Source organism: Roseovarius sp. SK2, assembly GCF_028807495.1.
Taxonomy (GTDB): Bacteria; Pseudomonadota; Alphaproteobacteria; order Rhodobacterales; family Rhodobacteraceae; genus Roseovarius; species Roseovarius confluentis.
This window is the reverse complement of sequence record NZ_JARAMK010000006.1, coordinates 13,215-26,824: the sequence shown is the minus strand read 5'-3', so window position 1 is coordinate 26,824 and position 13,610 is coordinate 13,215. Positions and strand designations below refer to the sequence as shown.

Annotated in this window: 12 protein-coding genes; 9 read left to right on the top strand and 3 right to left on the bottom strand. The window is 64.1% G+C overall.

Annotated features, from left to right (window positions below; all coding sequences use genetic code 11):
- Together cyoE and coxB are read right to left on the bottom strand one after the other, a co-directional pair.
- Complete coding sequence (gene cyoE, locus PVV74_RS12635) at positions 1 to 948, bottom strand: heme o synthase (RefSeq protein WP_274593440.1); 948 nt, start codon at positions 946 to 948, stop codon at positions 1 to 3.
- Positions 949 to 1,034: 86 nt separating this feature from the next.
- Positions 1,035 to 1,934: a cytochrome c oxidase subunit II gene (gene coxB, locus PVV74_RS12630; protein WP_103764830.1), complete on the bottom strand. Its 900-nt coding sequence runs from the start codon at positions 1,932 to 1,934 to the stop codon at positions 1,035 to 1,037.
- A gap of 193 nt (positions 1,935 to 2,127) precedes the next feature.
- On the opposite strand from coxB, the gene tldD reads away from it, so the two are divergent.
- The 4 genes from tldD to topA all read left to right on the top strand — a co-directional run bounded on the left by tldD (position 2,128) and on the right by topA (position 8,447).
- Entirely contained in the window at positions 2,128 to 3,555 is a 1,428-nt protein-coding gene (tldD, locus tag PVV74_RS12625; RefSeq protein WP_274593439.1) for a metalloprotease TldD, read from the top strand.
- A gap of 95 nt (positions 3,556 to 3,650) precedes the next feature.
- Positions 3,651 to 4,469, top strand: coding sequence for a class I SAM-dependent methyltransferase (locus PVV74_RS12620; protein WP_274593438.1), 819 nt, complete (start codon positions 3,651 to 3,653; stop codon positions 4,467 to 4,469).
- Between the two features lie 177 nt (positions 4,470 to 4,646).
- Positions 4,647 to 5,789 carry a DNA-processing protein DprA gene (gene dprA / locus PVV74_RS12615; protein WP_103764827.1) on the top strand — a complete coding sequence of 381 codons (1,143 nt, stop codon included), beginning with the start codon at positions 4,647 to 4,649 and terminating at the stop codon, positions 5,787 to 5,789.
- A 126-nt stretch (positions 5,790 to 5,915) separates the two neighbouring features.
- On the top strand, positions 5,916 to 8,447 hold the full coding sequence (gene topA, locus PVV74_RS12610; protein ID WP_103764826.1) for a type I DNA topoisomerase: 2,532 nt from the start codon (positions 5,916 to 5,918) through the stop codon (positions 8,445 to 8,447).
- 9 nt (positions 8,448 to 8,456) lie between these two features.
- Here topA and PVV74_RS12605 read toward each other — a convergent pair whose 3' ends face one another.
- A complete protein-coding gene (locus tag PVV74_RS12605; RefSeq protein ID WP_274593437.1) occupies positions 8,457 to 9,293 on the bottom strand; it encodes a lytic transglycosylase domain-containing protein in 837 nt (278 codons plus the stop codon).
- A gap of 359 nt (positions 9,294 to 9,652) precedes the next feature.
- On the opposite strand from PVV74_RS12605, the gene PVV74_RS12600 reads away from it, so the two are divergent.
- The 5 genes from PVV74_RS12600 to PVV74_RS12580 all read left to right on the top strand — a co-directional run bounded on the left by PVV74_RS12600 (position 9,653) and on the right by PVV74_RS12580 (position 13,544).
- Positions 9,653 to 9,841, top strand: coding sequence for a Flp family type IVb pilin (locus PVV74_RS12600; RefSeq protein ID WP_274593436.1), 189 nt, complete (start codon positions 9,653 to 9,655; stop codon positions 9,839 to 9,841).
- 160 nt (positions 9,842 to 10,001) lie between these two features.
- The gene (locus tag PVV74_RS12595) at positions 10,002 to 10,187 is read left to right on the top strand and encodes a hypothetical protein (protein ID WP_274593435.1); all 186 of its coding nucleotides are present in this window, start codon (positions 10,002 to 10,004) and stop codon (positions 10,185 to 10,187) included.
- A gap of 183 nt (positions 10,188 to 10,370) precedes the next feature.
- Positions 10,371 to 11,243: a Flp pilus assembly protein CpaB gene (cpaB, locus tag PVV74_RS12590; protein WP_274593434.1), complete on the top strand. Its 873-nt coding sequence runs from the start codon at positions 10,371 to 10,373 to the stop codon at positions 11,241 to 11,243.
- Positions 11,244 to 11,442: 199 nt separating this feature from the next.
- Positions 11,443 to 12,864, top strand: a complete 1,422-nt coding sequence (locus PVV74_RS12585; RefSeq protein WP_274593433.1) for a type II and III secretion system protein family protein — start codon at positions 11,443 to 11,445, stop codon at positions 12,862 to 12,864.
- 14 nt (positions 12,865 to 12,878) lie between these two features.
- On the top strand, positions 12,879 to 13,544 hold the full coding sequence (locus PVV74_RS12580) for an OmpA family protein (protein ID WP_274593432.1): 666 nt from the start codon (positions 12,879 to 12,881) through the stop codon (positions 13,542 to 13,544).
- Positions 13,545 to 13,610: the final 66 nt, after the last annotated feature.

Below are 13,610 nucleotides of genomic sequence, written 5' to 3'. Positions count from 1 at the left end.
TTACCAGCCTCCCAATCCGTAGGGCGCCAGCAGCGCCTCGGCGGCAATTGCGCCGAAATGGGCGAAAAGATACAGCAGCGACGCCTTGAAGAACTTGCGCTCGGCCAGATATTTGTCGGCCTCCGAGGCGGCCTCGTCCCGGCGCCAGATGTCCACGGCCCCTTTCAGGAAGTTGAGGTTCAGCACCACGGCAACGGCCAGGTAAAGCGGCCCGCCCACGCTGGTAAAGCCCAGCCCGATGGCCAGCGCGGCCAGCAGGATGGTATAGACCAGGATGTGCACGCGGGTCGACCGGCGGCCGCGGGTCACGGTCAGCATCGGCACCTGCGCGTTGTCGTAATCCATCTTGGTGAAAAGCGCCAAGGCCCAGAAATGCGGCGGCGTCCACATGAAGGTCAGGCAGAACATCAGCACCGCCTCGACCGAGACCGAGCCGGTGGCCGCGGCCCAGCCGATCATCGGGGGAAAGGCGCCCGCCGCGCCGCCGATCACGATGTTCTGCGGCGTCCAGCGTTTCAGCCACATGGTGTAGATCACGATGTAGAAAAAGATGGTAAAGGCCAGCAGACCGGCCGCCAGCAGGTTGGTCGCCAGCCCCAGCATGACCACCGAGAAGCCCGACAGCGCCACGCCGAAGGCGAACGCCTCGTCCCGCGTGACCTTGCCCGCCGGGATGGGGCGCTTGGCGGTGCGTTTCATCACCGCGTCGATATCGGCATCCCACCACATGTTGAGCGCGCCCGACGCACCGCCGCCCACGGCGATGAACAGGATCGCGGCAAAGCCCACCACCGGGTGCACCGACACGGGCGCGGCGATCAGTCCGACAAAGGCGGTGAATACCACCAGCGTCATCACGCGCGGCTTCAGCAACGCGAAGAAATCGCCGAAGGTGGCCTCGTCCTCGAGGCTCTTCACACTGGTGGTGTTCAGACTTGCGTCGCTCATGTCGTCTCCGAAACACGGGATGCGCCCGGGGGCGCATCCTGCGGGGGATGGCATGGGGCGCGCGTGCTGCGCGCCCCGGCTGTCTTTTACTCGGCGGAGGCCAGTTTCACGCGGTCGGGCAGCGTCGAGGGGTCGCCGGCGTATTCGTCGATCGCGCCTTCCAGCCACGCGTCATACTCTTCCTGGCTGACGACCTTGACCGTGATCGGCATGTAGGCATGCGCCTGGCCGCACAGTTCCGAGCACTGGCCGAAATAGATGCCTTCCTTCTCGGCCGTGAACCAAAGCTGCGCGATCCGGCCCGGAACGGCATCCTGCTTCACGCCGAAGGCGGGGATGGTCCAGCTGTGGATCACGTCCGCGCCGGTGACCTGCATCACGACCGTCTGGCCCACGGGCACGACGACGGCGGTGTCGGTGGCCAGCAGGAACTCGTCCTCGGAGTAACCTGCCTCTTCCAGCTGCGCACGCACGTCGTCGGTCAGGCGGTTGTCGCCGCCCGTGGCCGGTGCACCGATCATGTAGCTGTCGAAGGCAAAGTCGTGGTCCATGTATTCATAGCCCCAGTACCACTGGTAGCCGGTGACCTTGATGTTGACGTCGCCCTCGGGGATTTCCTGCTGCTTGAACAGCACCGGCAGCGAGAACGCCGCGATGAAGACCAGGATCACGATCGGCACGACGGTCCACGCCACCTCGATCGGCGAGTTGTGGGTAAAGCTGGCCGGTTTCGGGTTGGCTTTCGCGTTGTAGCGCACGATGCAATAGCCCAGCAGGCCGCAGACGAAGATGGTGATCGCGGTGATGATCACCAGCACCATGCCGTCCAGCCATTGCAGGTCCCGCGCAAGCTCGGTTGCCGCCGGTTGAAAACCAATCCCGCCCGTTTCGGGCTTGCCGATGATTTCAAGATTTTCCTGAGCCATCGCCGGAAGCGCCGTTGCGGCGGCCATCATGGTCGCCAGAAAGCTGGTGAATTTGCGCATGTTGCACCCTGATCCCGTTAGTTCGGTTTTGTCTTTGCAGAACGTTCCAAGGCGCAGGCCATGGAATCCCGTTGTTCGCGGTGTAAATAACAATATTCTTACGGGGCGTACAAGGAAATGCGTTGCGGCAAACGGACGCTTTTGAAACCGTTAAAATATTGGCGTTTCAGCCGCCAGGAGCAGGAGCAAGCAGATGACAGCAGACGTTTTTCGCCCCTTCGAGACCCAGATCGAGCGCGAGGCGGCCCTGACCAAGCTGCGCGAGGCGGTGGCCGGCGCGGACGATGGCGAGCTTTTCCTGGAACGCCGCCGGGCGGAATCGCTGGTCTTCGACGATGGCCGGGTCAAGACCGCCTCCTACGACGCCGCGCAAGGTTTCGGCCTGCGCGCCGTGCGGGGCGAGGTGGCGGGCTATGCCCATTCGTCCGAGATTTCCGAGGCCGCGATGGGCCGCGCGGTGGAAACCGCACGCCTTGCGGTGGGCGATGGCGGTGGCACGATGGCCGACGCCCCTTCGCCCACCAACAAGCGGCTTTATTCCGACGCCGACCCCATTGCCGGGCATGAATTCCCGGTTAAGCTCGACACCCTGCGCGAGATCGACGCCTACCTGCGCGACATGGACCCGCGCGTGGTGCAGGTCACCGCCACCATCGCCGCCTCTCTGCAGGAGGTCGTGATCCTGCGGGCCGACGGGCACGAGGTCTCCGACACCCGGCCCATGACGCGCCTCAATATAAGTGTCATCGTCGAAAAGGACGGCCGCCGCGAAACCGGCAGTGTCGGCGGCGGCGGGCGCGTCATGCTCGACGGGCTCATCGCCCCCGAAGACTGGCAGGCCAAGGCCCGCGAGGCGCTGCGCGTGGCGCTGGTCAACCTCGAGGCCGAAGCCGCGCCCGCAGGCGTGATGGACGTGGTCCTTGGCCCCGGCTGGCCCGGTATCTTGCTGCACGAGGCCATCGGCCACGGGCTGGAAGGCGATTTCAACCGCAAGGGCAGTTCGGCCTTTGCCGGTCTGATGGGCCAGCGCATCGCCGCGCCGGGCGTCACGGTATTGGACGACGGCACCATTCCCGACCGGCGCGGCAGCATCACCGTGGATGACGAGGGCACGCCCTCGGGCAAGAACGTCCTGATCGAGGATGGCATATTGGTGGGCTACATGCAGGACCGCCAGAACGCCCGCCTGATGGGGGTCGAGGCCACCGGCAACGGCCGCCGCCAAAGCTATGCCCACGCACCGATGCCGCGCATGACCAACACCTACATGCTGGGCGGCGAGGCGACGCGGGACGAGATCGTGTCGGACCTCAAGGACGGCATCTATGCCGTGGGCTTCGGCGGCGGGCAGGTCGACATCACCAACGGCAAGTTCGTCTTTTCCTGCACCGAGGCCTACCGCGTGAAGAACGGCAAGATCGGCGCGCCGGTCAAGGGCGCCACGCTGATCGGCGACGGCGCCACGGCGCTGCAACAGATCAGGGCGCTTGGCAACGACATGGCGCTCGATCCCGGCATGGGCAATTGCGGCAAGCAGGGGCAATGGGTTCCGGTGGGCGTGGGCCAGCCCACGGTGATGATCGGCGGGCTGACCGTGGGCGGCTCGCAGGCGGGGAGTTGAGAACGCAGCCCCCCTGCCAACGCTCTTTCGCGCGGCCTCGAGGCGCGGCCCTGCCGCGCCACCGCGCGACGCGCCCAGCTTGAGCCGATAGCCCAATGACAGACCCGACCCAAAACCTAGACACCGACGCCCTGCGTACCTTCGGCGAAAACGTCGATTTCGGCCGCACCGCCACCGATTATGCCACCCATCGCGCCGGCTTCCCGCTTGCCTTCTTCGACCTTCTCGCAGAGCGCGGCTGGGCCAGCCCCGGCCAGACCGCCATCGACCTGGGCTGCGGCACCGGCACCGTCGCGCGTGGACTGGCGGCGCGCGGGCTTCAGGTCACCGGCATAGACCCGGCGCAGCCGCTTCTCGACGAAGCGGCGAGGCTGGACACGGCTGCGGATGTCGAAATCACCTACAAGATGGGCAAGGCCGAGGCGACAGGACTTGCCGCCGCCTCGGCCGACCTCATCACTGCGGGCCAAAGCTGGCACTGGTTCGACCGTCCCGCCGCCGCGGCAGAGGTCGTGCGCCTGCTGCGCCCCGGCGGGCGGGTCGTGATTGCCCATTTCGACTGGCTTCCTCTGCCCGGCAACGTGGTGGCGGCGACCGAGGCGCTGATCCTGCACTACACTCCCGGCTGGGCCGGGGCGGGCGGCACAGGTCTTTATCCCGCGTGGCTGACGGATCTTGCCAGCGCAGGCGTCACCGCGTTGGAAACCGCCTCCTTCGATGTGTTGCAGCCTTACACGCATACCGCCTGGCGCGGGCGCATCCGGGCCAGCGCCGGCGTCGCCGCTTCGCTTGACGCCAAGGCGACGGCGCGATTCGACGCCGACCTCGCAGCCCTGCTGGCGCGCGACTTCCCCGACGACACCTTGCAGGTGCCGCACCGGGTCTGGCTAGTGACAGGTTTGCTGAAATCCTGACATCGCACGGCCCTGTCGGATACATTCCGGCGCTGGCGCACCTGCTTGAAAGGAAATTTTGGCGCGAAAGCAAGTCTTTACACCTGCGCTCAAAATATCTTCAACAGGAAGCGTTTTGGTTTACCCCCTATTAACCAACCGCGCGTACCAATGATCGGGCAATCAGGCGAAGTCACGATGTCCGAGGAAACACATCCTTCCACTCACCCCCCACTCCCACCCACCACGGAAGATGATCGGGTAGCGTGGCTTCGTCTGTTGCGCTCTCGCCGGGTCGGCCCGGCGACGTTCCACAGGCTGATGAACGAACACGGCAGCGCCCAAGCGGCGCTGGAGGCCTTGCCCGAGGTCGCCCGTGCCGCGGGCGTCGAGAAATATACCCCCTGCCCCATCGGCGTGGCCGAGGCTGAACTGAAGGCCGGCGCCGCCATTGGCGCCCGGCTGATCTTCATGGGCAGCCCCGATTACCCCGACTTTCTGGCAGGCATCCCCGATGCGCCGCCCTTCCTGTGGGCCGCCGGACAGGGCATGCAACTGCTGCACCGCCCCATGGTGGCGCTTGTCGGCGCACGCAACGCGTCTTCGCTGGGCTTGCGCATGGCCAAGGCGCTGGCGGGCGCGCTGTCCGAGCAGGGTCATGTCGTTGTCTCCGGCCTCGCCCGGGGAATCGACGCGGCATCGCATCTGGCCGCGCTGGATCACGGAACGCTGTCAGTCGTCGCGGGCGGCGTCGACGTCATGTACCCCGCCGAGAACACCAAGCTGGCAGAGGATATCGCCCGGACCGGCCTGCGCCTGTCGGAACAACCCATCGCCATGACCCCGCAGGCGCGGCACTTCCCGGCCCGCAACCGCATCATCAGCGGCCTCGTGCAGGCCGTCGTGGTGGTCGAGGCCGCGGCCAAGTCCGGATCGCTCATCACCGCCCGCAACGCGCTGGATCAGGGGCGCGACGTGCTGGCGGTGCCGGGACATCCTTTCGACGCCCGCGCCGCGGGCTGCAACATGCTGATCCGCGACGGGGCCACGCTGGTACGCAACGCAGATGACGTGCTCGCCGCCCTGCCCGCCCTCTCGGACACGGCGCCACCGCCGCAGCCCGAACTTCGGCTGGCCCCGCCGCCGGAAAAGCGCAGCCTGACCGAAACCGCCCGGCTTCATACCGACATCCTGAACCGCCTCGGCCCCGCCCCGCTGGCCGAGGATCAGCTGATCCGCGACCTCTCCGCCCCCGCCGCGCAAGTGTCGCCGGTGCTCACCGATCTCGAGGTCGACGGCAAGATCCGGCGCCATCCCGGCGGGCTCGTCTCGCTGAACTGAGACGAAGCGTCCCGACAACCACGCGTTCCGCGCCGCATTGACAATCCCCGCACAGACACCACATGTTGCGCCGCCATGGGGCCGGGCCGAGTCGCCCGCCCCGTTTTTCAGACCATAGGAGTGTTCATGCCAGTCGTTGTTGTCGAATCCCCGGCCAAGGCCAAGACGATCAACAAGTACCTGGGCAAGGACTACACCGTGTTGGCCTCCTACGGGCATGTGCGCGACCTTCCGGCCAAGAACGGCTCGGTCGATCCCGACCAGGATTTCGAGATGACCTGGGAGGTCGGCAACGACAGCAAGAAACATATCAAGGCCATCGCCGACGCGCTGAAAGACGACAATTCCCTGATCCTCGCCACCGACCCCGACCGCGAGGGCGAGGCGATCAGCTGGCACCTGGAAGAGGCCCTGCGCAAGCGCCGCGCCATCAAGAAGGACACCGACGTCAAACGCGTGGTGTTCAACGCCATCACCAAGACCGCCGTCACCGAGGCGATGCAGAACCCGCGCGACGTGGACGGCCCGCTGGTCGAGGCGTATCTGGCCCGCCGCGCGCTGGACTATCTCGTGGGCTTCAACCTGTCTCCCGTGCTCTGGCGCAAACTGCCCGGCGCACGCAGCGCGGGCCGGGTGCAATCGGTCTGCCTGCGCCTGATCGTAGAACGCGAGATGGAGATCGAGGCGTTCAATCCCCGCGAATACTGGAGCGTGAAGGCCCTGCTCACCACGCCCCGCGGGCAAGAGTTCGAGGCGCGGCTGGTCAGCCTGGCCGGTGACAAGCTCGACAAATACGATCTGGAAAACGCCACGCAGGCGGAGATGGCGCAACAGGCAATCGAGAGCCGCGACCTCACGGTCACGAGCGTCGAGGCCAAGCCGGGCAGCCGCAACCCCAGCCCGCCTTTCATGACCTCGACCCTGCAACAAGAGGCCAGCCGCAAGTTCGGCATGGGTGCCCGGCAATGCATGAGCGCGGCCCAGCGTCTGTATGAGGCGGGACACATTACATATATGCGGACAGATGGCATCGACATGGCGCCCGAGGCGGTCGAGGCCGCCCGCGACGCCATCGGCGAGCGCTTCGGCAAGGATTACGTTCCGTCCAGCCCCCGCATCTACAAGAACAAGGCCAAGAACGCGCAGGAAGCGCACGAGTGCATCCGTCCCACCGAGATGACGCGCGACGTGGACAGCCTGAAACTCAGCGAGCCGGATCAGCGCAAGCTCTATGACCTGATCTGGAAGCGCACGCTGGCTTGCCAGATGGAAGGCGCGCGGCTGGAACGCACCACGGTCGAGATCGGCTCGAAGGACGGCCAGGTCGGCCTGCGCGCAACGGGGCAGGTCGTGCTGTTCGACGGCTTCCTGCGGGTCTACGAGGAAGGCCGTGACGACGCCGTCGTCGATGACGACGACAAGCGCCTGCCGCAACTGGCCGAGGGTGACAAGACCGACAAGCGCTCGGTCACCCCCGAACAGCATTTCACCCAGCCCCCGCCCCGCTATACCGAGGCGACGCTGGTGAAACAGATGGAAGAACTGGGCATCGGCCGCCCCTCGACCTATGCCAGTATCGTCACCACGATCCAGGAGCGTGAATATGTCCGCAAGGACAAGAACCGCCTGATCCCCGAGGACAAGGGCCGGATCGTCACGATCTTCCTGCTTAACTTCTTCCGCAAATACGTGGGCTACGAGTTCACCGCCAACCTCGAGGAAGAGCTGGACGTCATCTCGGCCGGCGACGCGGACTATAAAAAGGTGCTGGCCGAGTTCTGGCGCGATTTCCACGCCGCTGTCGAGGAAGCGTCGGAATTGCGCATCGCCGAGGTGCTCGACAAGCTGGACGAGGTGCTGGCGCCGCAGCTTTATCCCCCGCGCGAGGATGGGTCCGATCCGCGCATCTGCCCCAAATGCGGCGAAGGACGCCTGCATCTCAAGACCTCGCGCACCGGCGGCTTCGTGGGCTGCGGCAACTATCCTGAATGCACCTATACCCGCCCCATCGCCGGCGAAGGCGCCGAGGGCGACGAGCGCCTGCTGGGCGAGGATCAGGGCGACGAGATCTGGCTGAAGTCCGGGCGCTTCGGGCCTTACGTCCAGCGCGGCGAGCCGACGCCAGAGAACAAGAAGCCGCCACGCGCGTCGCTGCCCAAGGGCTGGGACAAGGACGAGATGACGCTGGAAAAGGCGCTGACCCTGCTCAGCCTGCCGCGCATCGTGGGCGAGCATCCCGACGGCGGCGAGGTCAAATCCAATTTCGGGCGGTTCGGACCTTATGTCATGCACCAGGCCGAGGACGAGGCGAAGCCGGTCTACGTGAACCTCAAGGATCCTGCGGACGTCTTCGAGATCGGCATGAACCGCGCGGTCGAACTTCTGGCCGAAAAGCGCGCCAACCCGGGGCGCGGACGCGGGCGCACCGCCGCCAAGCCGCTCAAGGAACTGGGCGAGCACCCCGAAAGCGGCGGGCCGGTCAATGTCATGGAAGGCCGCTATGGCCCCTACGTGAAATGGGACAAGGTCAATGCCACCCTGCCCAAGGATGTAGAGCCAGCCAACGTGACCATGGATATGGCCGTGGAACTGATCGCCGAGAAGGCCGCGAAAAAAGGCACGAAGAAGGGAACAAGCCGCGCCAAGAAGAAAGCGTGACGCCGGTTCTCAGTAAGACGCCAGCGTCAGCGCGCAGGCATCGGTGATCAGTTCGGGCTGCGTCTTGCACAACCCGCTGGCCACCTTGAAGGCCGCCAGAACCTTGGGCACGTAATCGCGGGTCTCGGCATAGGGCGGCACGCCTTCGTGCTTCTTCACCGCGTTCTCGCCCGCGTTGTAGCCCGCCAGCGCCAGCACCGCGTCGCCGCGGAATTCCTTCATCAGCCAGTCGAGGTAGGCCACCCCGCCCTTGATGTTCTGCCCCGCCTGCAGCGAGTCCGCCACGCCGAAACGCTCCGCCGTGGCCGGGATCAGCTGCATCAGTCCCTGGGCACCGGCGCCGCTGACCGCATCCGTGCGGCCGCCCGACTCGACCGAGATCACCGCCAGCACCAGCGCCGGCGACACCTCGGTCCCGATCGTGGCGCGCAGGATGTCGGCGCCGTGGACACGGGCGATCTCCTGCATATGCTGCAACCGTGGCCCCTTGACCGACGCACCGCCGGGCCCGTCCCGCAGGTTCTCGAACGCGAGGCGCAGCCGGTCCGGCCCGCTGGTCTTGTCATCGGTGGGCACTTTCGTCCAGAACCAGCCATAGGCGGCGGTAACGCTCGGCACGACGGGAATGTCCGCGGCCCCGTCGTCGCCGCTCTTGCTTTTGCCGCTGGGTTTCAGGTGGGCCTGGTCTTCGGGATCGATCTGCACCGTGATCAGCTTGCCACCGCCTTTCTTGGGCGGCTTGCCTTTCTTGAACGTGAACTCCGGAAACGGCGGCGGATCGCCTGCATGAACGGGGAATGCACACGCCAGGCACACGCCGAGGGCGAGAAGTCGTTTGAATCGCATGGTCGGGCCTGCTCTGCCTCGGTTGATTTTTTGCCAGTATGACACCAATCGCGCCATTTGCCTATAATTGTCGTTCTATAACGAACGCCAAACCCGGCCTTTCGGCAGGAAAAGCCCCGATCAAACGAATGATTCAAAAAATTTAACCTTTTTTAAACATTGCAAATCAATGCCTTAGGCAAGCTCTTCGCGGAAAAGTTAACGCGGTCCAAAAACGCTCAAATGCCGCCCAAATCTTGCCGGAATCGGACGGCTATATTCTCCCCATACCGCAACGCAGCGGGCCAAAGAGAGAGGCGGCCCACTCAACTGCAAGCGGTTGCAACTTGAGTAAAACTGATCCTTTGGAGGGACCAACCATGATCAAATTCATCAAAAAATTCCGCAAGGACGAAGAAGGTGCCGTGACTGTTGACTGGGTCGTGCTGACCGCAGCTGTCGTGGGCCTGGGCGTTGCTGGCGTTGCCAGCGTTTCCGACGGTGTGGGCCTGCTGGCCGACAAGATCTCGTCCGGCGTCGAAGGCCAAAGCGTTGGCACCGGCGGATAATCAATCAGTCTGCTGACTGATAAAAACGCCGCACACCTTTGGGTATGCGGCGTTTTCCTTTTGGATCAGGGGATTCAGGCGAAATTGTCAATCCTGGGCCTAACTAAGGTCACATTCATTAAGCAGTGTCGGGTTATCGAACAAACGAGTGAGGTCTAAAATGTTGAAGATGCTGAAGCATTTCTCGTACTCGGAAGACGGCGCTGTCAGCGTGGACTGGGTTGTTCTGACAGCCGCGATCGTCGGTTTGGCTGTGGGGACCATTCAAACTATCGGTGCCGCCAACAACGCGCTCGGAACGTCCGTTTCCGATGAGGTCGCCGCCCAGTCAGTCGGTGAAGAATGAAGCTTGAAGAGGCGCACGAACGTACGGTGGCCTGAGGGTGTGCAATTCCAGTTCAAAAGCGTTTCCGGCGTCAATCCGGTGAGGCTATACCCTGTGATCTTTGCTTGAAGACATTGGATTGTACTTAGAAATCATAAGGCGCTCGAAGCGCCACGAGAGCAGCAAAACTTGAAAGGACACGCCATGCGTTTGGTGTTTGGACTTGTACTCATTCTCGGCCTAGGTCTGGCAGGTTTTGCCGTCTACATGGCCAAGAACTACATCCAGGGCTATCAGGCCCAGCTTGCACAGGAACGCGCCAAGAGCGCCCCTGCCTTTGAAACGGTCGACGTCTACGTGGCCACGCAGAAGCTGGAATACGGCCAGCGCCTGCTGAAGGATCACGTGTCGCTGGTGGCTTACCCCGTGGGTTCACTGCCCGAGGGCACCTATTCCACTATGGAAGAGCTGTTCCCCGAAGGCGAGGACGAACCGCGCACGGTGCTGCGCGCGATGGAACCCAAGGAAGCGATCCTTGATGTCAAGGTCACCGGGCCGGGTGAAGATGCCGGCATCACCTCGCAGCTCAAGCGCGGCATGCGCGCCTTCGCGATCGAGGTGGACGTGTCCAGCGGCGTGTCGGGCTTTCTGCGTCCGGGCGACCGCGTTGATATCTACTGGACCGGCTCTGCCAACGTGGCCCAGGGCATGGACGGCAGCCGCAGCCGCACCGAGGTCACCAAGCTGATCGAGACCGGTGTGCGTCTGATCGCTGTCGATCAGGTCGCCAATGGCGACACCACCGAGGCGATCATCGCCCGCACCGTCACCGTGGCGATCAAACCGCAACAGGTCGCCGCCCTCGCCCAGGCTCAATCCACCGGCAGCCTGTCGCTGTCGCTGGTGGGCGCAGACGACGAAACCGTGGCCCAGGCGATCGAAGTCGACCAGAACATGCTGCTGGGCATCGAACGGGCCGCCGCGCCCGCGCCGCAGGTAAAGGAAGAGATCTGCACGATCAAAACCCGCCGCGGCGGTGAAGTGATCTCGACACCGATCCCCTGCGCCACGAACTGATCAACACAACATCTTGTATACCCGAGGCGCCCCCACCACAGGGCGCCTCGTTTCTTTCCGGCAACTGTCCCCAAAAATCCACAGCAACAGCGCCTCGAAAGTGGTTGATTCTTGAAAAAATTTTTGAACTGGCCCACAGTCTTGCCAATTCCGGGCGAAAAGACCCGATTAATGAGGCGTGATCGGAAAGGCAGGTCACATGAAAAATTCGAGCTTGTGTAAGGCTGCCCTGTTGGGGCTGGCTGTATTGATTTCTCCCCTCGCGGAAATGGCCATGGCGGAATCCATCACCGTGATCCGCAAGGGCGCAAACCGTGATCTCAGCATCCCGATGAACCGGGCCGTCGTCATAGAAAGTGACGTGCCCTTCGCGGAACTGAGCATCGCGAACCCCTCCATCGCGGACTTTTCGACATTGTCGGACCGCACCGTATATGTGCTGGGCAAGGCGCCCGGGCGCACCACCCTGACCCTTCTGGATGCGACGGGCCGGCTGATCACCAACGTGGAGGTGCATGTCAGCCCCGATATCTCCGAGTTCAAGGAACGGCTGCAACAGATCATGCCGGGCGAAAAGATCGAGGTCCGGTCGGCCAATGACGGCATCGTTCTGTCGGGCACCGTCACCAGCGCCGGCAAGATGGACCGCGCGCTGGAACTGGCCAACCGCTACGCGCCCGAGCGCGTGTCGAACCTGATGTCGGTCTCGGGCAAACAGCAGGTCATGCTGAAAGTCCGCTTTGCCGAGATGCAGCGCACCGTGTCCAAGGCACTGGGCACCTCGCTGTCCCTTGATGCTCGGTCGGCGGGCAGCGCCGGCTTCATCGGCGGCTCGGGCACCACCAACACCCAGGGCGGCGTCCTGGGCACACTGGCGGGCGCGATCCCGACGGTTCAGAACAATTTCGGCGCGCTTGCCATCGGCTTCGACATCGGCTCGACCGAGGTCGGTATCCTGTTGGAAGCACTGGAAGAAAAAGGCGTCGTGCGCACCCTTGCGGAACCCAACCTGACCGCCCTTTCGGGCCAGGAGGCGAAGTTCCTCGCAGGCGGCGAATTCCCGATCCCGGTAGCCCAGGAAAACGGCACCACCACGATCGAGTTCAAGCCCTTCGGCGTCGAGCTCAACTTCACCCCGCGCGTGCTGGACGACGAGGTCATCAACCTGGAAATGGCCGCCGCCGTCTCCTCGCTCGACCCCTCCAACGGCCTGACGACAAACGGTCTGAACGTCTCCGCCTTCCGCCGCCGCGACGCCTCGACCACCGTTGTCATGCGGGACGGGCAAAGCTTTGCCATCGCGGGCCTGCTGCAGGACGACTTCCGCGACAATGCGGGCCAGATCCCGTGGCTGGGTGACATCCCGATCCTCGGCGCGCTTTTCCGCAGCGCGGAATACGAACGCGCCCAGACCGAGCTGGTGATCATCGTCACCGCGCATCTCGTGACCCCGACCAGCGGCACGGTTCTTGCCCTGCCGACCGACCGGGTCAAGCTGCCGACGGAAAAAGACCTGTTCCTGAACGGTCGCGTCGCCAAGGACGTGCGCCAGTCAGGCGGCTCGACTGGCGAAGTCGCCCGGCAGGATTTCAACGGGTCCTACGGCTACGTGATGGACTGAGGAGAGACAAGGCCATGAAAAAGTTTCTTATAACAGCGTCGGTTCTCGCCCTCGCCGGGTGTTCGCAGCAGGGGCAGGTCTACAAGTCCTACTTCGGCGAAGCGGGCGGCCTCGTCGATGGCGGCAACTTCGGCAATGCCACCGTCCACAACCAATTGGTAATGCGCGGCGAGAAAGGCTACGTCTACGATCTGGCCAACCGCTTCTCTAACGAGGTTCTGAGCACGGTCAACTTCGCCTTCAACAGCGCAAAACTCGATGCCGGCGCCCGTGACACGCTGCGCGAGCAGGCCCGCTGGATCAGGCAGTTCCCCGAGGTCCGCTTCCGGGTCTACGGCCACACCGACCTTGTCGGGTCCGCCGGCTATAACAAGAGCCTCGGACAGCAACGCGCCAACGCGGTGGTCAACTTCCTTGTTTCGCAGGGCATCAGCCGCAGCCGCCTCGAGGCCGTCGTCTCCTTCGGTGAGGCACAGCCGCTGGTCGTCACGCAAGGCCGCGAACGCCGCAACCGCCGCACCGTGACCGAGGTCACCGGTTTTGTCGCGTCGCATCCCATCGTGATGGACGGCAAATATGCCGAGGTGGTCTACCGCGAATACGTCGCCAGCGCCGTACCGCGCTCGGAACTGATCATGGTCCAAGAAGGTGGTGAAGTCACCAGCGGTAGTTCGGAATGATCTGAATTCTCCCTGTCCGGCCACAGGCCGGGCCACCTCAAGAACCCGCCCGAAACAATCTGTTGG